Origin of the sequence: Halopiger xanaduensis SH-6, from assembly GCF_000217715.1 — an archaeon.
GTDB classification, from domain to species: domain Archaea; phylum Halobacteriota; class Halobacteria; order Halobacteriales; family Natrialbaceae; genus Halopiger; species Halopiger xanaduensis.
In genome coordinates this window covers 3239203-3264888 of record NC_015666.1, presented here as the reverse complement: position 1 = coordinate 3264888, position 25686 = coordinate 3239203, and the positions used below count along the sequence as shown (strand labels likewise).

19 protein-coding genes are annotated in these 25686 nt (G+C 67.5%); 7 read left to right on the top strand and 12 right to left on the bottom strand.

The genetic code is table 11. From position 1 onward, the window contains the following. The first annotated feature begins 1 nt into the window (after window position 1). The gene (locus HALXA_RS15835) at window positions 2-1357 is read left to right on the top strand and encodes a DUF373 family protein (RefSeq protein WP_013881402.1); all 1356 of its coding nucleotides are present in this window, start codon (window positions 2-4) and stop codon (window positions 1355-1357) included. Between the two features lie 71 nt (window positions 1358-1428). Further along, window positions 1429-2166 (top strand): diphthine--ammonia ligase, encoded by a 738-nt coding sequence (locus HALXA_RS15830; protein ID WP_013881401.1) that lies wholly within the window; start codon window positions 1429-1431, stop codon window positions 2164-2166. A gap of 152 nt (window positions 2167-2318) precedes the next feature. Here HALXA_RS15830 and HALXA_RS15825 read toward each other — a convergent pair whose 3' ends face one another. Then, window positions 2319-2723 (bottom strand): DUF7312 domain-containing protein, encoded by a 405-nt coding sequence (locus tag HALXA_RS15825; protein ID WP_013881400.1) that lies wholly within the window; start codon window positions 2721-2723, stop codon window positions 2319-2321. A 115-nt stretch (window positions 2724-2838) separates the two neighbouring features. Then, window positions 2839-4596, bottom strand: a complete 1758-nt coding sequence (gene pyk, locus HALXA_RS15820; protein ID WP_013881399.1) for a pyruvate kinase — start codon at window positions 4594-4596, stop codon at window positions 2839-2841. A gap of 123 nt (window positions 4597-4719) precedes the next feature. Here pyk and HALXA_RS15815 point away from each other — a divergent pair, with 123 nt between their 5' ends. Both HALXA_RS15815 and HALXA_RS15810 read left to right on the top strand, forming a co-directional pair. Next, on the top strand, window positions 4720-5007 hold the full coding sequence (locus tag HALXA_RS15815) for a GYD domain-containing protein (RefSeq protein ID WP_013881398.1): 288 nt from the start codon (window positions 4720-4722) through the stop codon (window positions 5005-5007). 174 nt (window positions 5008-5181) lie between these two features. After that, complete coding sequence (locus tag HALXA_RS15810) at window positions 5182-7344, top strand: serine hydrolase domain-containing protein (protein WP_013881397.1); 2163 nt, start codon at window positions 5182-5184, stop codon at window positions 7342-7344. A 102-nt stretch (window positions 7345-7446) separates the two neighbouring features. Here HALXA_RS15810 and metG read toward each other — a convergent pair whose 3' ends face one another. The 3 genes from metG to mfnA all read right to left on the bottom strand — a co-directional run bounded on the left by metG (window position 7447) and on the right by mfnA (window position 11401). Beyond that, window positions 7447-9558 carry a methionine--tRNA ligase gene (metG, locus tag HALXA_RS15805; protein ID WP_013881396.1) on the bottom strand — a complete coding sequence of 704 codons (2112 nt, stop codon included), beginning with the start codon at window positions 9556-9558 and terminating at the stop codon, window positions 7447-7449. Between the two features lie 338 nt (window positions 9559-9896). After that, a complete protein-coding gene (locus HALXA_RS15800) occupies window positions 9897-10238 on the bottom strand; it encodes a hypothetical protein (protein WP_013881395.1) in 342 nt (113 codons plus the stop codon). 77 nt (window positions 10239-10315) lie between these two features. Further along, window positions 10316-11401 carry a tyrosine decarboxylase MfnA gene (gene mfnA, locus HALXA_RS15795; protein ID WP_013881394.1) on the bottom strand — a complete coding sequence of 362 codons (1086 nt, stop codon included), beginning with the start codon at window positions 11399-11401 and terminating at the stop codon, window positions 10316-10318. A gap of 199 nt (window positions 11402-11600) precedes the next feature. Here mfnA and HALXA_RS15790 point away from each other — a divergent pair, with 199 nt between their 5' ends. Next, on the top strand, window positions 11601-12893 hold the full coding sequence (locus HALXA_RS15790) for a glycosyltransferase (RefSeq protein WP_013881393.1): 1293 nt from the start codon (window positions 11601-11603) through the stop codon (window positions 12891-12893). A gap of 54 nt (window positions 12894-12947) precedes the next feature. Here HALXA_RS15790 and HALXA_RS15785 read toward each other — a convergent pair whose 3' ends face one another. The 3 genes from HALXA_RS15785 to HALXA_RS15775 all read right to left on the bottom strand — a co-directional run bounded on the left by HALXA_RS15785 (window position 12948) and on the right by HALXA_RS15775 (window position 17424). After that, on the bottom strand, window positions 12948-13799 hold the full coding sequence (locus HALXA_RS15785; protein ID WP_013881392.1) for a VOC family protein: 852 nt from the start codon (window positions 13797-13799) through the stop codon (window positions 12948-12950). A 193-nt stretch (window positions 13800-13992) separates the two neighbouring features. After that, complete coding sequence (gene ppsA / locus HALXA_RS15780) at window positions 13993-16341, bottom strand: phosphoenolpyruvate synthase (protein ID WP_049895489.1); 2349 nt, start codon at window positions 16339-16341, stop codon at window positions 13993-13995. A gap of 177 nt (window positions 16342-16518) precedes the next feature. Then, window positions 16519-17424 carry a PhzF family phenazine biosynthesis protein gene (locus HALXA_RS15775; protein ID WP_013881390.1) on the bottom strand — a complete coding sequence of 302 codons (906 nt, stop codon included), beginning with the start codon at window positions 17422-17424 and terminating at the stop codon, window positions 16519-16521. A gap of 148 nt (window positions 17425-17572) precedes the next feature. On the opposite strand from HALXA_RS15775, the gene HALXA_RS15770 reads away from it, so the two are divergent. Next, the gene (locus tag HALXA_RS15770) at window positions 17573-18316 is read left to right on the top strand and encodes a CPBP family intramembrane glutamic endopeptidase (protein ID WP_013881389.1); all 744 of its coding nucleotides are present in this window, start codon (window positions 17573-17575) and stop codon (window positions 18314-18316) included. Window positions 18317-18346: 30 nt separating this feature from the next. Here HALXA_RS15770 and HALXA_RS15765 read toward each other — a convergent pair whose 3' ends face one another. The 3 genes from HALXA_RS15765 to HALXA_RS15755 form a co-directional block, all read right to left on the bottom strand. Further along, window positions 18347-19012, bottom strand: a complete 666-nt coding sequence (locus HALXA_RS15765; protein ID WP_013881388.1) for a helix-turn-helix domain-containing protein — start codon at window positions 19010-19012, stop codon at window positions 18347-18349. A 169-nt stretch (window positions 19013-19181) separates the two neighbouring features. Further along, the gene (gene thiC, locus HALXA_RS15760; RefSeq protein WP_013881387.1) at window positions 19182-20624 is read right to left on the bottom strand and encodes a phosphomethylpyrimidine synthase ThiC; all 1443 of its coding nucleotides are present in this window, start codon (window positions 20622-20624) and stop codon (window positions 19182-19184) included. 286 nt (window positions 20625-20910) lie between these two features. Then, window positions 20911-22275, bottom strand: a complete 1365-nt coding sequence (locus HALXA_RS15755; protein WP_013881386.1) for a hypothetical protein — start codon at window positions 22273-22275, stop codon at window positions 20911-20913. Between the two features lie 132 nt (window positions 22276-22407). On the opposite strand from HALXA_RS15755, the gene HALXA_RS15750 reads away from it, so the two are divergent. Next, window positions 22408-23103, top strand: a complete 696-nt coding sequence (locus HALXA_RS15750; RefSeq protein ID WP_013881385.1) for a phosphoribosyltransferase — start codon at window positions 22408-22410, stop codon at window positions 23101-23103. Window positions 23104-23127: 24 nt separating this feature from the next. Here HALXA_RS15750 and HALXA_RS15745 read toward each other — a convergent pair whose 3' ends face one another. Next, window positions 23128-25671 carry a heavy metal translocating P-type ATPase gene (locus HALXA_RS15745; RefSeq protein WP_013881384.1) on the bottom strand — a complete coding sequence of 848 codons (2544 nt, stop codon included), beginning with the start codon at window positions 25669-25671 and terminating at the stop codon, window positions 23128-23130. Between the last annotated feature and the right edge of the window lie 15 nt (window positions 25672-25686).

Genomic DNA, 25686 nt, shown 5'->3' with positions numbered 1-25686 from the left:
CGTGACAACGCTGGTCGTCTGCCTCGACCGGACCGACGACGTCGGTCGCCGGACCGGACTCCAGTCGCCGATCGTCGGCTGGGAGGCGGTTCGCGCGCTCGTAACCGACATCGGGCTCGCGGATCCCGAAGACTCGGGAGTCAACACGTTGCTCGAGACGCTGCGGGTCGCGCAGGACCTTCGCGACGACGACGAGGAGGCTATCGTCGCGGTCGTCTCGGGCGACCGCGAGTCGATGGTTTCGGCCGATCGGGCGGTCGCCCGGCAACTCGACGACCTCATCGCGGAGTACGATCCCGATTCGGCGATCGTCGTCCTCGACAGCGCGGAGGACGAGCGGCTGGTGCCGATCGTCGAGAGCCGCGTGCGAGTCGATTCCGTCGATCGCGTCGTCGTCCGGCAAGCGCGGGACATCGAGTCGACCTACTACCTCATGAAGCAGTTTCTGGCGGACGAGGAGCTCCGCCAGACGGTACTCGTCCCGTTGGGACTGACGCTGCTGGTCTTCCCGGTCCTCGCGATGCGGATCGGCGCCGCGGAGGGCGCCGCCGCGATCACGACCGTGATCGGGCTGTTTCTGCTCTACAAGGGATTCAACGTCGACGAGATCGTGACCGGCCTCGCCCACCAGATCCGGGAGTCGCTGTACTCCGGTCAGGTGTCGGTCGTCACCTACGTCGTCGCCGCCGGCTTGACCTTCGTCGGGCTGTTCGTCGGCGCGCTCGGCGTCTCGAGTCTCGGCGAGACGCAGGGGGTGGTCGTTCCGGCGGTCCGGTTCGCCTACGACAGCATTCCGTGGCTCGCGGTCGCCGCGCTGACCGCCAGCGCCGGGCGGCTGCTCGACGAGGTGATCGGCGAGGAACCGATCCGCAGTTCCTTCCTGAACCTCCCCTTCATCGTCGTCGCCGTCGGACTCGTAATCAGGGGCTTCGCCGCGTACTTCCTGCAGCAACAGAACGTGATCCGGGCGGTCGACATCCCGCCGATCGAGCTCGGCGTCCTCTCGATCGAGCAGTTCACGGTCGAGGCCGGACAGCGGCTCGCGCTGTACGTCGTAACCGCGATCGTTGTGAGCCTCGTCGGCGCCCGCGTCGCCTCCTACTTTGGCGGAGCCGAGGACGACGGCGAACCGGCGGTTCCCAACGGCGGGGGCGGGACCGGGACCGGAACCGAACCGGACTCGGAAGTCCCCGACGGCGGGCCGTCGTCGGCTCCCGTACCGACGCCGGAACCCGATACGGTCACCGATGGTGAAGACGACCACGAGACCGAGCGGGAGCCGAACTCGGACACCGAGGCGGATGCTGGTGCCGAGGCTGATGCGGACTCGGAGACGGACAGCAACGCAGACACGTAGAGTGGGCCACAGACTCCTGATCGCCTCGCCGAACTCGTCACTCATTTACACCCCTGTCGCAAGTATCGATCATGAGCGACGCAAACGGCGCGTGGGTCGGGCTCTTCTCCGGCGGGAAAGACTCCTCGTGGGCAGTGTACCGCGCCCTCGAGGAGGGGCTCGACGTCCGACGGCTCGTCACCGTCCACCCCTCCGAGGACTCGTACATGTATCACGTCCCGGCAACCGACCTCGCCTCGCTGGCCGCCGAGAGCATCGGCATCGAACTCGTCGACGTCGATCCCGGCGACCTCGAGGCCGAGACGGTCGCCGACTCGAGCGCCCAGGGCGACGACGAACTCGAGCCGCTGGAGGCCGCGCTCGAGGAGCTAGACGACGCCCTCCGCGAGGGGGGCGAGGGCGGCATCGCCGGCGTCACGGCCGGCGCCGTCGAGAGCGAGTACCAGACGAATCGGATTCAGGCGATGTGCGACCGACTGGGCTGTGACCTCTTCGCCCCGCTGTGGCAGGAGGATCCGCGAGAACTCGCCGACGCGATGCTCGAGGCCGGCTTCGAGATCAAGATCATCCAAGTCGCAGCGCACGGACTGGACGAGTCCTGGCTCGGTCGGACCCTCGACGAAGCGGCACTCGCCGACCTCGAGGAACTCAACGAGGAGTACGGCGTCCACATCCTGGGTGAAGGCGGCGAGTTCGAGACGCTGGTCGTCGACGGGCCGCACATGGACCGACGGATCGACCTCGAGTACGAGCGCAAGTGGGAGGGGACGCACGGGCGGTTGCGGATTACGAATGCCAAATTGGAGTAAGGTCCTGTACCGCGAGCGAACGAAGTGAACGAGCGGTTTTTGGTCCAGAGGAGTTGACGGCGGCTGCCTGAGCCGGAATCGACGGCCGGAACCGACAGTCGGAATCGAAAGATAGCGGTCGGACCCTTCTCGAGAGTCGCGGCCGAAACGCGTTACAGCGGTAGGGAGGCGAGTCGAGCAATCACGAGGAGCATCGCGATTGCGCCGATGACGACGAACACCACGTTCTCGAGGTCCGGATCGCCGGGTTCGATCGGCGTCGAATTGGGCTCCGGTTCGTAGGAATCGTCCGCGTCAGCGGCCGCTTCAGTAGCGGTATCAGCGTCGGCGTCGTCGCCGTCGCGGGAGAGATCGAGCGGGATTCGGTCGTCCGATTCCTCCGCAGGTTCGTCTACACGCTCGCCTTCGAGGTTCGCGTCGGCATCAGTATCGGAGTCAGACCACTCGCCGCTGTCTGTGCCGCCCCACGCGTCCGCATCGTCCCACGCGCTCGAGCGGTCCCACTGGGCGTCGTCGCCTCCGGACGCGTCGCGATCGCCGGAGTCATCGTCAGCCATACGCCCGGGTAGGGGCGCCCCCGTCAAAAAGCCGCGGTCACGAGCGGCGACGTTGCGTAGGGTCGTCCCTCCACCGCGCCGCCTCGAGTCGGTGCGACGACGCGAGCGGACCGGCTTACTCTCGCACCGCTTGGTCGCCGATATCGCCGCCGTAGACGACGCCGCGTTCGGCGTCGATCGTCACGGTCTCCCCCTCGGCCTCCTCGGAGACGTCCGCGCCGCTGATCATCGGGAGATCCATCTCGCGGGCCACCAGCGACGGATAGCCGGTCATGCCCCGCTGGGCGTCGATGATACCGGCAATCTTCTCGAGGTCGCCCTCGAACTCCTCGTCGAAATCGGAGGGGACGGCGACGATCGCGCCGTCCGGGACGTCCGAGAGGTCGCCGTCGGTCAGGTGGACGAGCGGCCCCGTCGCGCGACCTTCGACGACGACCCGGCCCGTCGTCAGCGCCTCCGCGGCGACGTGGACCTTCAGCATGTTCGTCGTGTTCGCGCCCTCGAGTTCGGTCATCATGCCGCAGAGGACGACGACGGTGTCGCCGCTCTCCGCGACGCCGGCGTTGAGGGCTGCCTGGACGGCGCGCTCGACGACGGCGCCGGCCCCCTGATCGGAGACGCGGGCGTACAGCGGCGTCACGCCCCACGAGAGCGCGAGTCGACGGCGAACCTCGTGGCTCGGCGTCGAGGCGACGACCGGGACGCCGGGCCGGTACTTCGCGGTCTTCAGCGCCGTGTAACCCGACTCGGTCGCGGCCACGACCGCGTCCGCGCTGATGTCGCGCGCGAGGAACCGGGCGGAGCGGGCAAGCGCGTCGGTTCGGGCCTCGCCGGCAGCGGGCACGCGCTGCTCCAAGAGTTCGGCGTACTCGCCGGACGCCTCGACCTCGCGGATGATGCTGTCCATCGCGTCGACGACCTCGGCGGGGTGGTCGCCGACGGCCGTCTCCGCCGAGAGCATCACGGCGTCGGTGCCGTCGAGGACGGCGTTGGCCACGTCCGAGGCCTCCGCGCGGGTGGGTCGGCGGGCGTGGACCATCGAGTCGAGCATCTCCGTCGCGGTGATGACCGGGAGCCCGGCCTCGCGGCACTGTCGGATGATCCGCTTTTGAATCATCGGGACGTCCTCCATGGGACACTCGACGCCCAAGTCGCCGCGCGCGACCATGATGCCGTAGGAGGCTTCCATGATTTCGTCGAGGTTCTCCACGGCGCCGGCGCGTTCGATCTTCGAGATGATCGGAATCTCGGCGTCGAACTCCTCGAGGACCTCGCTGACCTCGTAGACGTCCTCGGCGTCGCGGACGAAACTCGCCGCGACGAAGTCGACCTCCTTCTCGGCGGCCAGCTCGAGATCCTGCCGATCCTTCTCGGTGACGACGTCCAGATCCAGATCGACGCCGGGGACGTTGACGCCTTTCCGGCCGGCCAGTTCGCCGCCGGTGTCGACTCGGGCTCGGATCGCGCCGCCGTCGCGCTCGAGGACGGTGGTCTCGATGAGGCCGTCGTCGAGCAGGATGCGGTCGCCTTCCTCGACCTCGTCGATCGGCAGGGAGAGGCCGACGCGGTCGGACGAGGCCTCGTCGCCCTCGACGAACTCGATCTCCGAGCCCGTCTCGAGGGTGACGGTTTCGCCGTCCGGCAGGGGAGCGGTTCGGATCTCGGGGCCCTGCGTGTCGAGCATGACGGCGACCGGCTCGTCGCGCTCCTCGTCGACGTCGCGGACGCGGTCGACGAGTTCGGCTCGGTCTTCGGGGCTGCCGTGGCTGGCGTTCAGCCGCGCGACGGACATGCCGGCGTCGGCCAGCTCGCGGATGGTCCGGCGGTCGCTCGAGGCCGGACCGAGGGTACAGACGATCTTCGCGTTTCTCATGCCCCGAGCTAGCGGGGGCACGGCAAAAAAGCCACGTGCTTTGACTTACTCGGATCCGAGTTCGAGTTCCTGCCGTCCTGTGCCACGGCAATCGTTTTCCGGTCGTTCGTGGACGTCTCACGCATGCCAACCTACGCCTCCCTCATCGATCTCGACGATCGAGACGCCCAGAACGCCCAGGAGCTCGCGTCGATCTGGGGAGAAATTCGCACGGAATTCGAGAGCCACGACGCCGAACTCATCGATTCCTACGCCGCGCTCGGCGAACACGACTTTATTATCATTTTCGAGGCCGCGGACCACGAATCCGGGTTCAAGTCGGCGCTGACGCTCCGCCGCCACGGCCTGCAGGGCCAGACGATGGAGCTCGTCGATACCGACGACTTCTCGGAACTTGTCGACGAAATCTGAACCCCGATCCAGTTTTGCAAACGCCTCGTCAACGACGAGTCTCGAGGCGGTGAACGGCGACTGTTCGACCGAAACCACCGGGTTGGCTCGAGTTCGCCGGACTCCCGCCGAGTCGGTGAAAAATATTTCTCCAAATACATATCCCGCTTCTCGCAGAACCGGTAGCCACTATCGATGTCGAAACGAATGCCGCGCAGGCGGATACTCACGGGGTCGGCGGCGCTCGGCGCGACCGCACTCGCCGGCAGTCCGGCGCGAATCGCGGGTCGCGAGCCCGCGGCCGAGACGGCCACGCAACCGGAGCCCCCGACCGATCCGGCGACGGTGTCCGAGCCGTCGTCGCGGACGGGACAATCCGACGCCGTCGATCTCGAGGGAGTCGAATCGTTCGTCGACGACCGGCTGGGCTCGCTGCTCGAGACCCACGACGTCGTCGGCGCATCGGTCGCCGTCGTTCACGACGGGGCGGTCGAACTCGCGAAGGGCTACGGCGAGAGCGACCGCGAGGCCGGAACGCCGGTCGACGCCGACGAGACGGCGTTTCGGATCGGCTCGGTTTCGAAGCCGCTCGTCTGGACGGCTGCGATGCAACTGATCGAGGACGGCCGGCTCGATCCCGACGAGCCCGTCGAGCCGTCTCTCGAGTCCGTTTCGATTCCGGACACGTACGACGAGCCGATCACGATGGCCCACCTCGCGACGCACACGGCCGGCTTCGAGGATCGATCCCAGGGAACGTGGGTCGACGACCCCGACGACCTCCGGTCGCTCCCCAACGTCCTGCGCGAGGAGCAACCCGAGCGCGTTCGACCGCCGGGGGAGATCGCGTCGTACTCGAACTACGGGGCGGCGCTTGCAGCTCAAGTCGTTGCCGACGTGACCAGCACGTCGTTTCAGGAGTACGTCAGCGAGCACCTCTTCGACCCGCTGGGGATGGACCACACGACCTTCGAGCAGCCGGCTCCGGAGGATATCGACGTCGCGTCCGGCTACACGATGGCGACGGGATCGGTCCGGGATTCCTCGGAGTTATTCCTCGAGATCGCCCCCGCCGGCGCCGCGACGGCCACGGCGTCCGATATGGCGCGGTTCATGCGCGCCCACCTCGAGGGCGGCGCCGCTGACGGCGAGCGGATCCTCGCGTCCGAGGCGGTCGACCGGATGCACGAGCAGTGGTTCACGCACCACGAGACGCTTCCCGGAATCGCGTTCGGATTCGTCGAAGACGAGCGCGACGGCGTCCGCATCCTCGAGCACGATGGGGCCATTCCCGGCTCGTCCAACGGCTATCTGGTGCTGGTTCCCGAGTACGATCTCGGACTATTTCTCGCGACCAATACCGACAGTGGCCGGACTGCGACGGGCGAGTTCGTCGACGCCTTCCTTGAAGAATACCTCCCTGAACCAGAATCGGAGTCCGACGACTCGGCGTCCGAACCGACTGGCCCACCGGCGCATGCCGACGCGCTCGAGGGGACCTATCGCGGCGTTCGGATCGCGGAAACGACGCACTCGCGACTGGCGACGACGCTACAGGCGGGGTCAGTCGAGGTGTCCGTCGACGAGGCCGGCTTCCTCGTGACCGACTTCGGCGGCGGGCCGGAACGCTGGGTCGAGCGGGCGGACGACCCGCTCGTCTTCGACGCGGTCGACGGGGACGAGACGCTGGCGTTCCGCGAGCGCGCCGGGGAGATCACGCACCTCTTTCTCGGCTTTCACGCGTTCGAACGGGTTTCCTGGCACGAGTCGCTCTCCGTTCACGGACGCGTGGCAGGCCTCTCCGCACTCGGAATGCTCTCCGGCGCGGTCGGCTGGCCGCTCGCTCGAGCGAAACGGCGACTCGTCGGCGGTTCAGATGCCGAGACGGAAACGGAGACGAAAGCAGCGTCGGCCTCACAGAAGGCTCGATCCGACGACCGACCGACATCAGTCGACGGCGGTGCGTCGGCTACCGGCTCGAACTCGATGTCGGAGAGGGGGTCGCTGTCGACGCTCGAGGGCGACGCGGTGACGAGCGCGCTGTCCGAATCCCGCGCCCGGTGGATCGTCGGGGGTGCGATCGCGTGTCTGTTCGGGTTCGTCGTCGGTTTCGTCGTGCTGGGCGTCGTTTTCCAGCCGACGCTGTTGAGCGATCCGCCGCTCGCGTACGACCTCGTGTCCCTCCTGCCGATCCTCGGGGCGCTCGGGACGCTCGCGTCGATCGGTTGCACTGTCGTCGCGTGGCGCGAGGGATACTGGGGCCGGTTCTGGCGCGTCCACTACACGCTGGTTGTCGCCAGCGCGGTCGCGTTCTGCTGGCTGCTGTATTACTGGAACTTCCTGCGACTCCCGCTCTGACGATCCGTCCGCGGTACGACGCTTCGTCAATCGTCTCGCTCTATTCGATTCCACCAACAGGATAAGAAAACATCGACCGCTGCAGCGGGTGACGGTCGACGATTACCGAATCTTCTCGCCGACTTCGGCGTCGCCGTGGGTCGTCAGCAGGTCGGCCTCCTCGCCGGCCGCGAGGATCATGCCGTTGGACTCGACGCCGAACAGTTCGGCCTGCTCCATGTTCGCCAGCAGGACGCACTTCTCGCCGGGCAACTCGTCGAGGTCGTGCAGTTGCTTGATGCCGGCGACGATCTGTCGGGTCTCGAAGCCGATGTCGACCTCGAGGCGCGCGAGATCGTCCGCGCCCTCGATGCCCTCGGCCGATTCGATGCGGCCGACGCGGATGTCCAGTTCCTGGAAGTCGTCGAAGCTGATGCGGTCGTCGGCGAGCGGCTCGAGGTCGTCGACGTCTGCGTCTGCCATATCGTCGGCTTCGTCAGCCGCGGTATCGTCGCTTTCGGTTTCCTCGTCCTCGTCGTCTTCGGCCTCGGCGACGCGTTCCTCGAGTTTCTCGTTCAGTTCCGCGACGCGGTCGTCCTCGATCTTCTCGAACAGTTCGCCGGGTTCCTCGAAGTTCCGCGGCGGGGCCTCGAGCGCGTCCTCGAGGAGGGCGTCGGCGACCTCGCCGTCCTCGCCGAGTTGCTCCCAGAGGCGCCGGGCCTTGTCGGGCGCGATCGGCTCTATGAGGACGCCGACGGCCTTGGCGATCTGGACGCAGTCGCGGATGACCTGCGCTGCCGTCTCGGGCTCCTCGTCGGTGAGCTTCCAGGGCTCGTTGCGCTGGATGTACTCGTTGCCGAACTGGGCGAGTTCGACGGCGGACTGGCCGATTCCGCGGAGGTCGTAGTCGTTGACGGCTGCGCGGGCGTCGGCGATGGCGTCCTGGATGCGCTCGTGGACCTCCTCGGAGACGTCCGCGTCGGGCGTTCCCTCGTAGTTGCGGTAGGCGAACAGCAGCGAGCGGTACCAGAAGTTGCCGACGGTACCCACGAGTTCGCCGTTGACCTTCTCCTGGAAGGCGTCCCAGGAGAAGTCGACGTCCTGCTGGAGGCCGCCGGTCGTGGTGAGGTAGTACCGCAGCAGGTCGGGATGGAAGCCCTCGTCGAGGTACTCCTTGGCCCAGATCGCGCGGTTCCGGCTCGTCGAGAGCCCCTTGCCGTTGATGGTGATGAAGCCGGTCGCGGCGATCCCGCGGGGCTTGTTGTAGTCGGCGCCCTCGAGCATCGCGGGCCAGAAGATGGTGTGGTGCTGGATGATGTCGCGGCCGATGATGTGGACGATCTCGCCCTCGCCCTTCCAGACCTGCTCCCAGTCGTACTCGTCGGTTCCGACGCGCTCGGAGTACTGTTTGGTCGAGGCGATGTACTCGATGGGCGCGTCGACCCAGACGTAGAGGACGAGGTCGCTCTCGTCTTCGCCCTCGGCGGTGGGGTAGTCGATCCCCCAGTCCATGTCGCGGGTGATACACCAGTCCTGCAGCCCGTCCTCGATCCACTGCCGGGGCTGGTTGCGCGCGTTCGAGGTGCCCTCGAGGCCGTCAAGGAACTCCGTCAGGAAGTCGGCGAACTCCGAGACCTCGAAGAACTTGTGGGTGCGCTCGCGGTACTCCGCCGGGTTGCCGGTGATCGTGCTCGTCGGGTCCTCGACCTCGCCGGGCTCCAAGTGGCGCTGGCAGCCCTCGTCGCACTCGTCGCCGCGGGCCTTCTCGCCGCAGTAGGGACAGGTGCCCTCGACGTAGCGGTCGGGAAGGTACTGGTCGGCGTCGGGATCGTACGCCACCTGGATCTCCTTCTCGTAGATGTACCCCTGCTCGTCGAGCGTGCGGACGATCTCCTGGGTCAGTTCGGTGTTCGTCTCGTCGTGGGTGTGGCCGTAGTTGTCGAACTCGACGTTGAACTGCGGGAACGTTTCGGCGTACTGGTCGTGCCACTCGAGGGCGAAGTCCTCGGGGTTGACGCCCTCCTGCTCGGCGTTGACGGCGACCGGAGTGCCGTGCATGTCCGAGCCGCAGACGTAGGCCGTCTCCTGGCCGAGCGTCTGCAGTGCGCGGTTGAAGGCGTCTGCGCCGATGTAGCCCCGCAGGTGACCGATGTGAAGGTCCCCGTTCGCGTAGGGGAGCCCGCAGGTCACGACGGCGGGATCGTCCGTCGGAAAGTCGTCGTTGTGCGTGCTCATATTCGTGGTCTGTCGGTCGCGGGCGTAAAACCCGCCGGTTTCGATCGCGAGTCGGTCGGTTCGGTATCGGCCGATCGAGGGCCGAACGATACGCGTCGCTGCTGTATCGGATCGTTCGCGTCCGAGTTTCGACGCCGCGAACAAGACCGTATGACCGGTCGCATCGCGGCGCGTTCCCCCGGTGACGGCGCCGTCACTACATGCACGTTCGCATACCGCGAGGCATGCGACCGCGAGAATCGACGGAGGCGACAGCGCGCGTCGACATACTCACGCACGGCTACTCGTTCCGGCGGGATAACTGTTGACGATCGCCCGCCGACCGCGACCTCGAGGCGTCACCCCTCTCGAGCGGGTGACTCGACGCGCCAGACGTCCCGCAGATAGCCGGATCGACCGCCGATCAGGAGGAAGGCGCCGACGAGGCCGAAGCCGAGAAACGCCGTCATCGAGACCGCGCCGCTGAAGCCGAACGCCAGCGTGCCCGCGGCGCCGACCCAGGCGAGCCAGCCCAGCGCCTCCCACACGCGCCCGCCGTACAGCCGCCAGACCGCCAACGAGAGCAGGAAGCCGGCGACACCCGTGGCAACGACGAGCTGATCGAGGTCGAACGCCAGCGCCGACGCCGCTACCAGCGCGAAGCCGACGAGCGCGGCGGCGTCGATCCGATCCATCGCCATGCGAGGGGCTCGAGCGGGGAGCGTGAAACGGGTATCGATACGGCGTGAACGGACCGAAGGAGGCAGTACGACCGGCGTCAGTCGTCGCAGGCAACCGGCACGCTCGCGCGCACCTCGAGCCGGTCCAGATCGCCGACGAAGGAGGCGAGCATCTCGCGGGTGACGTGGGGCATACAGACGATTCGGAGTTCGTCGGTCGCGGTGCGGGAGATCCGCCACCCCTTCGCGCGGAGCGCATCGAACGTCGACCGGGGGACGTCGGCCGCGACCAGCGGCAGCGTCGGGTCGACGACGTCGTAGCCCCGTTTCTCGAGGGCGTCGGCGAGCCACTCGGCGTTGTTCCGCGAGCGGACGTACTGGCTACGGTAGCCACTTGGCCACAGCTCCTCCATTGCGGCGACAGCGCTTGCGACGCCGGCACCCGATCGGGTCCCGGTCAGGGTCGCCTGCGAGGTCGACTCGAGGTAGGGGGTGTCGACGGCGAGTTCGTCCAACAGTGCGGAATCGCGGACGAGGAGCCCGCCCGCGGGGACGGCCGCCTGCCCCATCTTGTGCGGATCGATCGCCATCGTGTCGACGGGCGCGTGGGAGAAGTTCCACTCGTAGTCCGTGAAGGGCAGGACGAAGCCGCCCCAGGCGGCGTCGACGTGGAGCGTGGCGTCGACCGAGCGGGCGATCTCGCCCAGTTCCGGGATCGGGTCGACGCGGCCGTACTCGGTCGAGCCGGCGACGCCGATCACCGCCGCGGTATCGTCGTCGACGGCGGCCCGGACCGCCCCGAGGTCGGCTCGGTAGCGGTCGTCGGTGGGGACGACCCGCAGGTCGACGCCCAGCAGGTCGGCGGCCTTCCGGAAGCTGAAGTGGGCCGACTCGGGCATGACGACGTTCGGCCGCGTCGCGTCGGCCCGCTCGCGGGCGATCCGGACCGCCTGAATGTTGGCCTCGGTACCGCCGCCGGCGATGTACCCCGACGGCTCCTCGAGGCCGGCGATCTCGCCGAGCATCGCGATCGCCTCGTCCTCGAGCGCCGAGACGGTCGGGTAGGTGCCGGGGTCGCCGGGGTTCGTCGCGAGAAACCGTTCGGCCGCCTCGCGCGCTACCGGGTGGGGCTCGGTACACATCGAGGAGAGCACCCGGTCGAACGCCTGCGGCTCGGTCTGCATATCACGTATGTGGACGTTCGATCGTTTATGCGTTGCGTTTATCGGCTCGTTCGGCGGTGCGCGGTGGACGTTTACGGCGGTTTCGGACGGTGATTCTGCCGGTACCGCTTCGATCGCCGACCGACGATCACCGGCTTCACTCGAAGCGATGGTCTCCAAGGGAGAATATTGATGCCGGATCGATCAAAACGTCCGGGTGATGCAATTCGTCCCGTCGCGGTTGCTCGAGCACGGCGGCACCGCGTGCGGCGCCGCCGTCCTCTTAGCGTTCGGGCTGCTCCAGGGAACCGAAATACAAACGCTCACGCTCGACCTGCTCGTCGTAACCGTCCAGTTCGTCGTCCTCGAGGCGCTGTCGGCGATGGCCGTCTTTACGTTCTTCGTCAGCCTGACGGGCCTGCTGTTGATCCGCGAAGTCTGGCAGTCCCGCGAGCCCCTCGAGAGCGTGACGGACGGCCCGCGACTGACCGCCGTCGTCCCCGTCTACCGGGATCACGCGGTGATGGACGTCAGCGTCGAGAGCCTCGCCGCAAGCGCCTACGAGAACCTCGAGGTCGTGATCGTCGCCGAGCCCAACGACGAGGCGACCGTAGAGCGGGCGCGCGAACTGGCGGCCGAGTACGACCCCGTCGAGGTACTGATCAACGGCGAGTCGGGATCGAAGGCGGGCGCGATCAACTACGCGGTCCGCGAGCGCGATTCCGATCACTTCGCGGTCTTCGACGCCGACGAGTGGATCGCCCCCGAGTTCCTGCCGACGGCGATGGGCCAACTGCTCGAGGGCGTGGACGTCTTCCAAGGGCGCCGAGTGCCGCGCCCGACCGGCCCCGTCGAGACGGTCGCCTACTGCGAGCGGATCGTCTTCCACGCCAGCTACAAGATGGTCGAACTGTTCGGTTTCACGAACTGCCGGAGTTCCTCGACCGCCTTCACCCGCGAGGCGATCGAACGGGTCGGCGGCTACGACGACGTGCTCACCGAGGATCTGGCCTTCGCCCACGCCTGCTACCGCGAGGGACTCGACGTCAGGCAGGCCCGCCACTGCACCAACACGATGGAAGCGCCCCACACGCTGCGAGACCTGTGGGGCCAGCGCAAGCGCTGGCGCGTCGGCCAGGTTGAAGTGTTGCACGCGACGCTCGTCGACTTCCTGCGCGGTCGAGCCGGCCGGCGTGGCCTCATCTCCGTCGGGCGCATGTGCTCGAGCCTGTTCGGGTGTCTCGTCACGCTCGTGCTCGTCTCGAAGCTGCTCCTGTTGCTCGTGCTCGGCGTCGAATCGGCGTTTCTCGTGCCGGCCGCGGCCCTGCTCGCGACGATCGGGCTGGTCGCCTGGCGCGACGCGCGCGACGGCCGCATCGACGACCTCGGCTGGAGCGTGCTGTTCGCGCCGCTGCTCTATCCCGCGTTCGGCGTGCTCACGCTTCGATCGCTACTCGAGTACTGTCTGAGCTGGGACGGACGCTGGTACCGGGTCGAAAAGACCGGCTCCTGATCGGCGGGGCGTTCGTCGGACCGGTCGAAACGGATTCGGACGCGTCGCCGACGGCTACGGTGTCGCGGTCCGGAACCGGAGTTCGATACCGTCCGGATCGGCGACGGCGAATCCGTCCTCCGTTTCGGTGAGCGCTTTTCCCCGATCCGAGAGTCGCTCCTCTAACGCCTCGAAATCCCGCGAATCCGGGACGACGACCTCGAACCAGGCCAGCCCCCGCCCCTCGGCCGGCTCCGTCCGCCGGTTCCACGTGTTCGCCCCGACGTGGTGGTGGTAGCCGTCGGCCGCCACGAACAGCGCGCCGGAGAGGTCCGCCCGCACGTCGAACCCGAGCGCGTCCGCGTAGAACTCCGCGAACGCCTCGAGCGAGGACACCTCGAGGTGGACGTGACCGACGTCGGTGCCCGACGGCGCGCGGTCGTCGCTCGCGGCGGCGGCTTCGATGCCGGCGAAATCCAGGGGATCGGTCGCCATCCGAACGCGACCGTCGTCGGTCGTCGGCCACTCCTCGCGCGGCCGGTCGCGGTAGATTTCGACGCCGTTGCCCGCCGGATCGGACAGGTAAAGCGCCTCGCTCACGAGGTGGTCCGCGGCGCCGTCGAGCCGCCAGCGATCCCGTATCCGCGCCAGCGCGGCGCCGAGCGCGGCGCGCGACGGCACCCTGAACGCGTTGTGGTAGAGCCCGGTCTCCGATCGCGCTCGCTCGGGCGCGTTCTCGTCGCGCTCTAAGACGAGCAGCGGCGCGTCGTCGACGCCGAGGACGGCCGTCGTCTCGTCGCGCCGCAGGACGGAGAGTCCGACGACGTCTCGGTAGAACTCGACGAGGTCCTCGAGCGCCGAGACGCGAAGCGCGGTTCGTCCGAGGTGCGTTCCGTCCGGGAGCGCGGTCGTATTTGCTGTGTTCATGTGGTAATCCTATCGTGCAGAGCGGCGGGTCGCGGCGCCTCACCGAACATCGTCCCGCTCCGCCCGCTCACACCGACCGATAGGACGTCCGTACTGTTGAGTGACTCGGCCGCAGGCGACGACTGCGACTCGAGTGGTCGACAAAAATGAGCGCCGAGCTGATCGGCAGCTCGTCTGGAAATTTCGGATTCGGTCAGCGCACCGACTCGAGCAGCAGTTTCTGCTCGACGCGCTTGACCTCGTGCTGGACGTCGCGGACGGCGTCGATGTTCGCCGAGATGGAACTGACGCCCTCGTTGACGAGGAACTGGACCATCTCGGGCTTCGACCCCGCCTGGCCGCAGATGCTCGTGGCGACGTCGTGTTCGCGGCAGGTCTCGATGACGTCGCCGATCAGGCGCAGCACCGAGGGGTGGAGTTCGTCGAACCGGTCGGCGACGTGCTCGTTGTTGCGGTCGACCGCGAGCGTGTACTGGGTGAGGTCGTTCGTGCCGAAGGAGGCGAAGTCGATCCCCGTCTCGGCCATCTCCTCGACCGACAGTGCCGCGGCCGGCGTCTCGATCATCACGCCCCACTTGCGCTTGTCCGGGTCGATACCTGCCTCCTGCATGAGTTGCTTGACCCGGTAGACGTCCTCGGCGTCGTTGACCAGCGGGAACATCATCTCGACGTTGTCGTAGCCCATCTCGTAGAGCCGGCGGAACGCCTCGAGTTCGTGGGCGAACACGTCGGGCCGGTCGAGCGAGCGCCGAATGCCCCGGTAGCCCAGCATCGGGTTGTGCTCCTGGGGTTCGTCCTCGCCGCCCTCGAGCTGGCGGAACTCGTCGGTCGGCGCGTCGAGGGTGCGGGTGCGGACGGGGCGGGGGTAGAACTCGTCGGCGACGTGGCGGATGCCCTGAACGAGTTCGTTGATGTAGGCGTCCTCGCCGTTCTCCGCGATGAACTTCGCAGGCGTCTGGTTCAGCGAGAGGATCATGTGCTCCATCCGGAGCAGGCCGACGCCGTCGGCGCCGGTCGCGGCCGCGCGCTCGGCGGCTTCGGGGATGGAGACGTTGACCTTCACCTCGGTCGCGGTCATCGGCTTGACCGGCGACTGCGGGCGCACCTCCTCGACGGGTTCGGTCTCCTCCTCGGGTTCGACGTTCTGCCCCTCGAGGACCTGCCCCTTGTCGCCGTCGAGCGTGACGACCTGACCGTCCTCTAAGATCGAAGTGGCGTTGGTCGTGCCGACGACGGCGGGGACGCCGAGTTCGCGCGAGACGATGGCGGCGTGGCTGGTCATGCCGCCCTCGTCGGTGATGATGCCCGAAGCGCGTTTCATCGCGGGCACCATGTCGGGCATCGTCATCTCGGTGACGATGACGTCGCCTTCCTTGACCTTGTCCAGGTCGTCGAGTTTCGTGACGATCCGCGCGGCCCCGCTGACGGTGCCCGGACTCGAGCCGAGCCCGTCGACGACGACCTCGCCGGCCTCCGCGGTATCGGTGCCTGCGTTCCCGCCGGAGTCGGCGGTCTGGACGCCGCCGCTGCCGTCGGTGACACCCTTCGCTTCGGCGGCGTCGACGGTGTCCTCGATCGGATCCGCGGCCTCGCCGCTACTGTCGTCGATGGTCGTGATCGGACGGGACTGGAGCATGTAGACGTCGCCCTCGACGATCGCCCACTCGACGTCCTGCGGCTCGCCGTAGTGGTCCTCGACGCGCTCGCCGAGGTCGACCAAGGCGTCGATCTCCTCGTCGCCGATGACGCGTGCGGTCTGTTTCTCGTCGGGGACCGGTCGTTCGACGGTCTCGCCGGTCTCCTCGTCCTTGACGTGCATCACCTTCTTCTCGGCGACGGTGACGTCGGCCGAGCGGTCGTCGCGCGTCACGGCGTAGTTATCCGGCGAGACGGCCCCGGAGACGACCGCTTCGCCCAGTCCCCAGGCGGCCTCGATGATCATCGTCGGATCGCCGGTCGAGGGGTGGCTGGTGAACATGACGCCCGACTTCTCGGCGTCGACCATCTGCTGGACGACCACGGCGATGTTCACGGCGGAGTGGTCGAACCCCTGCTCCTGGCGGTAGTAGATCGCCCGCTGGGTAAAGAGGGACGCCCAACACTCCCGGACGCGGTCGAGCAGGTCCGCCTCGGTGACGTTCAAGAAGGTCTCTTGCTGCCCCGCGAAGGAGGCGTCGGGCAGGTCCTCGGCCGTCGCCGACGAGCGCACGGCGACGAACGCCTCCCCGTCGCCGACCTCCCGATACGAGGCGAGGATCTCCTCGCGGAGGTCGTCCGGGAACGGCGTCTCGAGGATGAGTTCCTGGGCGCGGTTGGCGGCTTCGGCGAGGGCGCTCGAGTCGTCGACGTCGACGTCGACGGCCGCGAACAGCTCCTCGTCGATGCCCGCTTCCTCGATGAACGAGCGGTAGGTTCCCGCCGTGACGACGAAGCCCGACGGGACGGGGAGCCCCGCACCCGTGAGTTCCCCGAGAGAAGCACCTTTGCCGCCGACCCGCTCGAGATCGCCGGCGTCAATCTCGTCCAGCCAGAGTACAGCCATCTGTATCTCGGTGGTCATCGGAACGGCTAATGAAGGTTGCGAACGATCGTTATGGATAACAACTCGAAATCGAGTGAACCGACGCCGCAGCCCGGCCAGTACTGCCGGATCCGATAGCCGATGTAAGCAATATATCAGTATGGATAGCGAGATCTGCTCCCGCCGAACGAACGGCCGTCAGGCCTCGAGGATCTCGTCTTCCTCGTCGTCGGGAACGGCGATCGTCCCGTCCAGCGCGGTCACGCCGCGGCCGCCGACCCGGACGCCGTTCTCGAGACGAACGCGCACCAGTCCCGGCCGGTCGACGTAGTGACCCTGCTCGAGGCGAAGTTCCTCGGGGAAGTCGTCGTCGAACGCACCGAACCGGTCGAGATAGGCGGCGACGGCGCCGCTGGCGGTTCCCGTGACGGGATCCTCGGGGACGCCCGCACCGGGTGCGAACATCCGCCCGTGCAGCGTCGAGTCGCGGCCGAGCGCGTCGAAGGTGAAGAGGTAGATGCCGGTCGCATCGACCGAGTCGGCGAGTTCCTCGACGGCGTTCATGTCCGGATCGGCGTCGCCGAGATCCGAGAGGTAGGTAATCGGAACGATCAGAAACGGCAGTCCGGTCGAGGAAACGGCGAGCGGAATGTCGTCGCTGGCCCCCTCGAGCGCGGCCTGACTCACCCCGAGCGCGTCGGCGACGCGGTCGTAGCCGACGTCGACCTCGCGAATCCGGGGCTCGTCCTGGGTCATCCAGACCGTGCCGTCCTCGCCGACCTCGATCTCGAGGACGCCGACGTTCGTCTCGAGAGCGGTCGTTCCGGGCTCGAGCCCTTCGTCGTGGAGGTGGGCGAAAGAGCCTATCGTCGCGTGGCCGCAGAGGTCGACCTCCTGCGTGGGCGTGAAGTAGCTCACGCGGCGGTCCGCCTCGGGGTCGTCGCTCGAGCGCAGGAAGGCCGTCTCGCTGACGGCCATCTCGGCGGCGATCGACTGCATCTGGTCGTCCGAGAGCCCGTCCGCGTCCGGCACGACGCCGGCGGGGTTGCCGGAAAGCGGTTCGTCGGTGAAGGCGTCGACCTGCACGATTCGCGTCGTCTCCATACGCCATCGGTCGGTCGAGCGGGGTATGAATGCTCTGACAGCGATTCGAACGGGAGGGCGGTTGCCGCTCGAGCGTTCGGGTAGGGACTTCAATAGTCTAACTGCACAGCGCGAAGACCCATCGGGGGCTCGGGCGTATTATGTTACGATGCCAATACGAACGCGGTGGCCGTCGACCGACGCTCGCATCGACTCGACGGCGCAAACGGACGAGACGACTCTTGGCAACCGGGTGTGGCTCATCCTCGGTGCGACGGCGCTGGTGCTCGTCGTGACGAGCGCACTGATCACCGGGTACGTCGCGACGATCGGCGAGCCCGGACTCGAGCCCCCGCCGGGAGTGATCTACGGCGCTGTCGGAATCGGACTCTCGGCGGCACTCGCGCTCCTGTGGCGGCGCTTCGACGAGCCGGAGCGACTGGCCGCGTTCCCGCTGCAGCGACCGAGCCGCGCCGAACTGGGCTGGACGGCGGTCTGTGTTCCGCTCGGTATCGGTGCGTTTCTCGTCGGGGAGTGGGTCGCGGGGCTGTTCGGGTTCGAACTCACCCCGTTCTACACCTACGACCTCGGCGATCCCGCGACGCTAGCCGGCGTCGCGTTCGGCGTCGTTCTCGTCGCCCCGCTCGTCGAAGAGTTGCTGTTCCGAGGTGCGCTCGTCGGCGCGCTCCTCGGACGGGGCTGGTCGCTGCTCACCGCCAGCGCGGGATCGATCGTCGTCTTCGCCGGCTATCACGTGTTCGCCCTCGGTGTGGCGGGCGTCGCCGCCATCGCGGCGTGGAGCGTCTTCCCGACGGTGCTCCGACTCCGGTTCGACAACCTGACCGGCGCCTGGCTCTTGCACCTGTGTAATAATATTTTCGCGTACGTGATCGTGACTGCAGTTCTAGTCTGAGTTGCGAACGGTCCACGACGGTTTCACCACTCAGCAGCGGTGAACCGACGGAACGATCGCCCGCACTAGCTCCCGCTCCGCCCGTCGAAGAATGTCGGATGCAGTGCTTTCGGTACACTCGAGCGCCGCGGCGATAGCCGCGAGCGACGTCTCACGCGGGATTTCGTAATACCCGCGCTCGAGTGCGATCCGGACGGCTCGATACTGCCGTGCCGTCAATCGGCCCGTGAGCCGGTGGCCGTGCCCGCGGTAGTCCCCGATCTCCTCGATCTCGATCGTCACTTCGTCCGACAGTTCGTCGACGACGGTACGGAGGTCGTCGAACTCCCCGAGCAGCGTGAGACGACTGCTCCCGTCCTCGATGACGACCGGCGGCACGTGAATGAAGTCGTGAGCCAGAAAGACGGTCCACCACGAAACGGTCTCCTGCGTTCGCTCCTCCTGAAGGTACACGTAAAATCGGTCCTCGTCGATCGCCCGAATCTCGTAGGCGACGATTTCGGCGACGTCCTCGAGCGCCGCCTCGTACGCGTCCCGATTTCCGATCGCAAAAATAAGCTGGTTGAGGACCTCGTTTCGACTCATACGCCAGTTGAGCAGTTCCTCGCGGACGACCTCGTCGTCGGCGGCGAGCCGTCGATTCAGGGGAGACTGTTCCGACGGTGCTCGTTCGACGGTAACGTCGACGAATCGCATCGGGTACCCTACGTGGCAGAGGTCCAATAATCCACCTGCTGAACCCGTCAGGAATCGCCCTCGATCGTTCCGGGTCGGAGCCGGTCGTCGTACGGACTGTTAAACGTCGGTCCCGGCGAACCGCAGGAGGGGTGCGGTTACACCGATGCATCGGAACAGCAGACCCGTATCAGTCGTCTCCCGCGTGTTCGACGGACGATTCCTCACACGCGTCGACCTCCGGCAACGCGTCCGAACCGGAACGGTGAGTGCCGGTCGGCGGCAGGTTCACGTCCGCCGCCGCCGACGACTCGAGATCGGTCTCCGTGTCCAGTCGTTCCATTTCACCGCCGTCCCGTGCGTCCTGGTCGATCCGCATCGAACAGAATTCGGCGCCGCACATCGAGCAGAAGCGCGCTTCCTTGTAGTTGTCCTCCGGCAGCGTCTGGTCGTGGTAGTCTCGAGCGCGGTCGGGATCGAGCGCCAGGCGGAACTGCTCGCGCCAGTCGAAGTCGTAGCGCGCCTCCGAGAGGGCGTCGTCCCAGTCGCGCGCGCCGGGCCGCTCGCTCCCGACGTCGCCCGCGTGGGCGGCGATCCGGTAGGCCGCGAGGCCGTCGCGGACGTCTTCCTCCTCGGGGAGGCCGAGGTGCTCCTTGGGCGTGACGTAACAGAGCATCGCCGCGCCGGCCTGGGCGGCCATCGCGGCCCCGATAGCGCTGGTAATGTGGTCGTAGCCGGGTGCGATGTCGGTCACGAGCGGCCCGAGCACGTAAAACGGCGCACCGTCGCAGACCTCCTGCTGGCGTTCGACGTTCTCGGCGACCTTGTGCATCGGGACGTGACCCGGCCCCTCGACCATCACCTGGACATCGTGCTCCCAGGCGCGGCGGGTGAGTTCCCCGAGCGTGTCGAGTTCTGCGTACTGGGCCTCGTCGCAGGCGTCGGCCAGCGAGCCCGGTCGGAGGCTGTCCCCGAGGCTGAACGTGACGTCGTGCTCGGCGAAGATCTCGCAGATTTCGTCGTAGACCTGAAAGAGCGGGTTCTGCTCGCCGCGTGCCTCCATCCACGAGGCCATGATCGAGCCGCCCCGCGAGACGATGCCGGTCTTCCGGCCGTCGGTCAGCGGCAGGTGCTCGGCGAGGATGCCGGCGTGGATCGTCATGTAGTCGACGCCCTGCTCGGCCTGCTTTTCGATGATCTCGAGCAGCAGGTCCGTCGTAATCTCTTCGGGACTCCCCGCCTGCTTGACCGCCTCGTACAGCGGCACCGTCCCGATCGGTACCGGCGAGTGTTCGACGTGGGTCTCGCGGATCTCGTCCAGATTCGCCCCAGTGCCGAGGTCCATCACCGTATCCGCGCCGTAGTGGACCGCGGTGTGGAGCTTCTCGAGTTCCGTCTCTATGTCGCTGGTCGTCTCGCTGTTGCCGATGTTGGCGTTGACCTTGGTCGCGAACTCGCGGCCGATGACCATCGCGTCGAGGGCGTCGTGGTTTCGGTTGGCTGGGATGACAGCCTGTCCCTCGGCGACCTGCTCCCGGACGAATTCGGGGTCGCAGTTCTCGCGCTCGGCGACGCGCTCCATCTCCTCGGTGACCGTGCCGTTTCGGGCGGCGGCAATTTGGGTGTTCGCCATCGATAACTAGGTTGTATGATCTAGTTATAAATAGTTGTCCCGTCACCTCGAACGGGCGTATCGCTCTCGAGTCGTTCGAAAACGAAACAATTGGCGGTAGGAGTGTCCGGGACGTCTCTCGACGACGGTTAGCTTTCGGATAGAACGCGATTGCGAGGACCTGCCTCTGCGCCTCGAGTGCCGGCCTACTGGTTATCGGGGACTAGTTGTGTGACCCCCAGTAGTCGGGCGGGGTCACGTGTTCGGTTCGGACGAGTCGGACAGACCCGACCGGTAACGATCGAGATTACTCGAGCGTCGCGATCGGCCCGCCGCGAACCCGGATCGTCACCGACTCCGTCGCGTCCTCGGGAACCGAAATCGGCAGCGTCGCCGCCGCTCGGTCGTCGTCCGCGGCGATCGTCGCCGTCGTCCGTTCCGCGGCGACCTCGAGCCAGTACTCGCCCGGCTCGCCGGCGACCGTCGCGGTGGCGTCGACGGTCGCACCCGGTCGCAGTTCGCCGTCGAAGTGGAGCGCCTCGAGCGTCAGATCGGGGGTCTCGAGGTCGACTGAGACGGTGCGATCGAGGGTCGTCACGGAGACGGGGACGCCGTCGTCTTCGCCGTCGTCTTCGCCTTTGCCTTCGTCTGTGTCTTCGTCGCCCTCGTTCTCCCCTCCGCGGCCGCCCCCGCCGCCGGTCCCGTCAGGCTCCGTGGTCAGGATCTCGACGCCCAGTTCGGCCTCGACGTTCGCGATCCGGTTACAGATCGTCTGGCGGGCCGAACCAGCAAAGAGGAGGCCGACCAGGGTACCGTCCTCGAGGAAGACCGCCGAGCCGCTGTCGCCGGGTTCGGACATCGGCCCGGCCACGAGCTGTTCGCGCAGCGTCACCACGCCCTGCTCGCCGAAGTCGACGCGGACGCTCGCGCCGGTCGCCTCGATATCGGCGCTCGAGACGCCCGTCGTGCGGCCGGTCTTCGTCACGGTCTCGCCGCGGAGGCCGCCGTAGTCCTCGCGGCGGACGCCGGTCGGCCACGCGTCCTCGAGTTCGAAGTACGACGCCGACTCCCGATCGGGGTCGACCGATCGGGCCGCGACGTCGACGCGGACGCCGTCCTCGACGGGGACGTAGCCGACGAGGTCGCCGACTTCGTCGTCGCGGTCGCCGCCGTCCTCCGGCGAGGGTTGGAGGATCGCCTCGCCGAGGTCGGCCGCGTTCGAGCGGGCGTAGACGTGGTTGTTCGAGAGGCGCACGAGGTCGCCGGCCTCGACGTCGTTGCGCCAGGTTCCGTTTCCGGCGTCCGGTTCTTCGACTCGCGCCGGGTACGGTCCGCCGGTACCGGCCGTCGAGTTCGCGTTGATCTCGCTGACGCCGGCGGGGACCGGGCGGTGACGATCCGTCCGTCCCGGAGCGGCTTCGGGAACCGGCTCGAGGACCGAGAGGGCGTCGAACCCCTCTCGGTCCTCGTCGTAGCCGGAGTCGACGACCGAGACGCCGACGTCGTCGCCGGCGGCGGCGACGCGCTTCTCGACGTCGTCTTCCTCGGCGAGGCAGTCCTTCGGACGCTTCTGCGAGACGAAGACGGTCACGCGGTGCTCGTCCGCGTCGTAGTCGACGCCGATCACGTTCTCGCACTCGAGGAGGTACTCGTAGTCCTGCGTGGAGGGCATCGCTACCGAAACCGTTCGTGTTTCCAACGGATATAGCTAGGTACTATTATATGAGGTGCGACTGCGATCGGCCGACCGTATTCAGCCCACTTATGAGGATGCCGCCCGCTCACTCGAGTAGGTGGCCACCAGATGTCCGACTTACCGGACGATTTCGACTGTACGATCACGAACTGGGAGTACATTTACGGCCTCTGTCGCGACGTCAGCGACGACGTGCGCCGCGACGAGTTCGAACCGGACGTCATCGTCGCGCTCGCCCGCGGCGGCTGGTTCGCGGGCCGGTGCCTCTGCGACTTCCTCGGACTGAACGACCTGACGAGCCTGAAGATGGAACACTACGTCGGCACCGCCGAGAAGACCGGGGAGCCGACCGTCCGCTACCCGATGCCGGAGGGAAGCGTCGAGGACAAAGACGTGCTCATCATCGACGACATCGCCGACACCGGCGGCTCGATCAAGCGCGCCTACGAGTACGTCGACGACCGCGGGGCCGGCGAGGTCCGCACCGCGACGCTGCAGCTGCTCCAGACCAGCGAGTTCGAACCCGACTACGTCGGCGAACAGCTCGAGGAGTGGACCTGGATCGTCTACCCGTGGAACTTCATCGAGGACATGGTCGACCTGATCTCGGGGGTCATGGACCAGGCCGACCAGGAGTCGTTCACGCAGGAGGACATCCGACACTATCTCTCGGAGTTCCACGGCGTCGACCGCATCGAGATGGAGATTGCCCAGCCCAATCGCATCCCGGAGGTCATCTCCGAGATGGAGCGCCGGGACGTCATCGAGGGGAGCGGTCCGGGCGAGTGGCGGCTGGCCGAGTAAGCCGGTCGGCGACCCGCTCTGCCGTCACTCCTCGAGCAGGGGCCACGAGACGTTCGCCCCGATACAGAGCGCACCCACGGCGACGGCAGCAGTCGCGAACAGCGGGTTCAACAACCCGAGCGCGGCGACCGGAATCGCGATCGCGTTGTAGACGAGCGCCAGCGCGAGGTTGCGCCTGACGCGCCGACGCGCCGCTGCGGCCAGCCGAAAGGCCCGTTCGACCGCGGACAGGTCGTCCTCGACGATCGCGAGATCCGACGCGTCCGAGGCTAACGCCGTGCCGCTCCCGAGCGAGATACCCAGGTCGGCCTCGGCCAGCGCGGGCGCGTCGTTCGTCCCGTCGCCGACCATCGCGACGCACCCCTCCCGCTCGAGGCGCCGGACCGCTTCGGTTTTCCCTTCAGGAGGGACGCCCGCGAACACGCGGTCGACGGCGTCGTGACCGCTGAAGAACTCGGTCGCCGCCCGCTCGTCGCCCGTCAGGACGACGACCTCGATCCCGTTCTCGTGGAGGCTCGAGACCGTCTTCGCCCAGTCGTCCCTGGGTTCGTCGCCGACCACGACGAGCCCGTCCGCGCGGCCGTTTCGCCCGACGACGATCGGCAGATTGCCGGCGCTGCGGGCGCCCTCGAGTCGCCGCTCGAAATCGTCCTCGAGTTCCCACCCGCGCTCCCGAAAGAGGTCGGGATGGCCGACGAGTAGCCGATCGCCATCGATACGCCCGGAGACGCCGGTGCCGTGGTTCTCGAAGTCCCGAACGGAGAGGCTCGAACCGCCGTCGGGACGAACCGCCTCGTCGCCGTCAGTATCGGAACCGCCGGCGTCACCGAACGCCGCCGCGATTGCCGTCGCCGCCGGGTGAGATGCTCGACGTTCGAGCGCCGCGGCGGCAGCCAGGAGGTCGTCGGGCGCGTCGGCCTCGAGAACCGTCATCTCGCCGGTCGTGAGCGTCCCGGTTTTGTCGAAAACGACGGTGTCGACGTCGCGGAGCCGCTCGAAGACGGTTTCATCGAAGACGACGATTCCCTGCTCCATCGCGTCCCGGATGTTGGCGGCGACGGAGGCCGGCGTCGCGAGGCCGAGCGCCCACGGGCTCGCGACCATGATCGTCAGGAGCGCGGCCAGTGCGGCGGTCGCGGGGTCGCCGATCTGGAGGAACTGTACGGCGCCGACGGCGACCGCGGCGCCGAGGACCAGCGGTGCGACCCGCACCGCGAGCGCGTCGGCGTGGCGCTGCACACCGTGGGCGGCGCTCTGGAGGTTCCAGACGACCTCCGTCAGGTGCTCGATGCTGCTTTCCGTCGCCGGGCCGACGTCGACGACCGCCGCGCCGTCGGTGACGACCGAGCCGCCGATCACCTCGTCGCCCGACTCCTTCGCGACCGGGAGCGACTCGCCGGTGACGACCGCCTCGTCGACCGTGCAGGTGCCGTCGACCAGTACGCCGTCGACGGGCACGCGCTCGCCCTCCCGGACGAGCACGCGGTCGTCGGGCTCGAGGTCCGCGACCGAAACGTCGGTCGTTCCGCCGTCGGACTCGAGCACGCGGGCCGTATCGACCTGCGAGACGGTGAGGTCGGTGAGCCGCTCAGTCGCTCGACGCTTGACCGTCGCCTCGGCGAAGATCGCACCCATGACGAGGGCGGCGACGACGATCGTGAGGTCGTAGTAGAGGTCAGTCCGGCCGAGGAAGAAAGACGCGGTTCCGTAGACGTACGCGCTGACGATCGTGAGCGCGGCGAGCAGTTGCGTGTTCGGTCGGCGCAGTTTCAGACTGACGTACGCGCCGCGCAACAGCGGGAGCCCGGTCAGGTAGAGGACGACGCCCGTAACGACGGAAAACAGCGGCAGGAAGAGGAGGTTGTCGAAACCCGTGAACGCGGTATCGTAGTAGCGCAGCGGTCCCCAATCGGAGTAGGCTGCGAGGAACATCGGGTAGAAGACGGCGGCGTAGGGAACCAACAGGAAGGAGCCGAAGACGATGCCGGCGACGTACTGAATCTCGAGGAAGTCCTCGCTGCGACGCTTTCGCAGCCCGCTCATCTCTCGCGCGCGACGGGTGGCGCCCGCGTCGTCGTCGGCCGTCGCCTCCTCCCGGAGGTAGGCCGTGTAGCCGAGCGTACTCAGCGCACCTCGCAAGTCCGACTTGGAGATGCGATCGGGATCGTAGTCCACCCGGACGGCCTCGGTGACGTAACTCGCCGCGGCGTCGGCGACCCCCTCCCGCTTCTCGGCGACCGACTCGAGGAACGACTCGCAGGTCGCCGAGTGCATGCCGTCGACGCGGAAGTACGTTCGCTCGAGGTCGTCTTCGTTCTCGAGCGCCTCGCTCTCGTCGCCGTGTCGCTCGTCGCTACGGACTGCATCGCCGGCGTCGGCCTCTGCGGGCGCCTCGAGCGCCACATCGATCTCCCGACAGCCGCTCGAGCAGTACGTGTCGCCATCCGTCGCCGCGCTCGCGTCCACCTCGTCGGCGTCCGGTTCGGCAGCGACGACCGTTTCCGGAAGCGGACGCCCGCACAGCGGACACCGCGGCTCGTCGGCTCGCACGTCCGATGACGATGCCACACCGGGAGTGCGCGC

Bases quoted from the DNA above. Each gene is read 5' to 3' on its own strand.
- thiC (WP_013881387.1), bottom strand. From the start codon at position 20,624: ATGGCGAACACCCAAATTGCCGCCGCCCGAAACGGCACGGTCACCGAG.
- HALXA_RS15765 (WP_013881388.1), bottom strand. From the start codon at position 19,012: ATGCGATTCGTCGACGTTACCGTCGAACGAGCACCGTCGGAACAGTCT.
- pyk (WP_013881399.1), bottom strand. From the start codon at position 4,596: ATGAGAAACGCGAAGATCGTCTGTACCCTCGGTCCGGCCTCGAGCGAC.
- metG (WP_013881396.1), bottom strand. From the start codon at position 9,558: ATGAGCACGCACAACGACGACTTTCCGACGGACGATCCCGCCGTCGTG.
- HALXA_RS15775 (WP_013881390.1), bottom strand. From the start codon at position 17,424: ATGGAGACGACGCGAATCGTGCAGGTCGACGCCTTCACCGACGAACCG.
- HALXA_RS15785 (WP_013881392.1), bottom strand. From the start codon at position 13,799: ATGAACACAGCAAATACGACCGCGCTCCCGGACGGAACGCACCTCGGA.
- mfnA (WP_013881394.1), bottom strand. From the start codon at position 11,401: ATGCAGACCGAGCCGCAGGCGTTCGACCGGGTGCTCTCCTCGATGTGT.
- HALXA_RS15815 (WP_013881398.1), top strand. From the start codon at position 4,720: ATGCCAACCTACGCCTCCCTCATCGATCTCGACGATCGAGACGCCCAG.
- HALXA_RS15830 (WP_013881401.1), top strand. From the start codon at position 1,429: ATGAGCGACGCAAACGGCGCGTGGGTCGGGCTCTTCTCCGGCGGGAAA.
- HALXA_RS15810 (WP_013881397.1), top strand. From the start codon at position 5,182: ATGTCGAAACGAATGCCGCGCAGGCGGATACTCACGGGGTCGGCGGCG.
- HALXA_RS15825 (WP_013881400.1), bottom strand. From the start codon at position 2,723: ATGGCTGACGATGACTCCGGCGATCGCGACGCGTCCGGAGGCGACGAC.
- ppsA (WP_049895489.1), bottom strand. From the start codon at position 16,341: ATGGCTGTACTCTGGCTGGACGAGATTGACGCCGGCGATCTCGAGCGG.
- HALXA_RS15790 (WP_013881393.1), top strand. From the start codon at position 11,601: ATGCAATTCGTCCCGTCGCGGTTGCTCGAGCACGGCGGCACCGCGTGC.
- HALXA_RS15755 (WP_013881386.1), bottom strand. From the start codon at position 22,275: ATGCCCTCCACGCAGGACTACGAGTACCTCCTCGAGTGCGAGAACGTG.
- HALXA_RS15770 (WP_013881389.1), top strand. From the start codon at position 17,573: ATGCCAATACGAACGCGGTGGCCGTCGACCGACGCTCGCATCGACTCG.
- HALXA_RS15800 (WP_013881395.1), bottom strand. From the start codon at position 10,238: ATGGCGATGGATCGGATCGACGCCGCCGCGCTCGTCGGCTTCGCGCTG.
- HALXA_RS15750 (WP_013881385.1), top strand. From the start codon at position 22,408: ATGTCCGACTTACCGGACGATTTCGACTGTACGATCACGAACTGGGAG.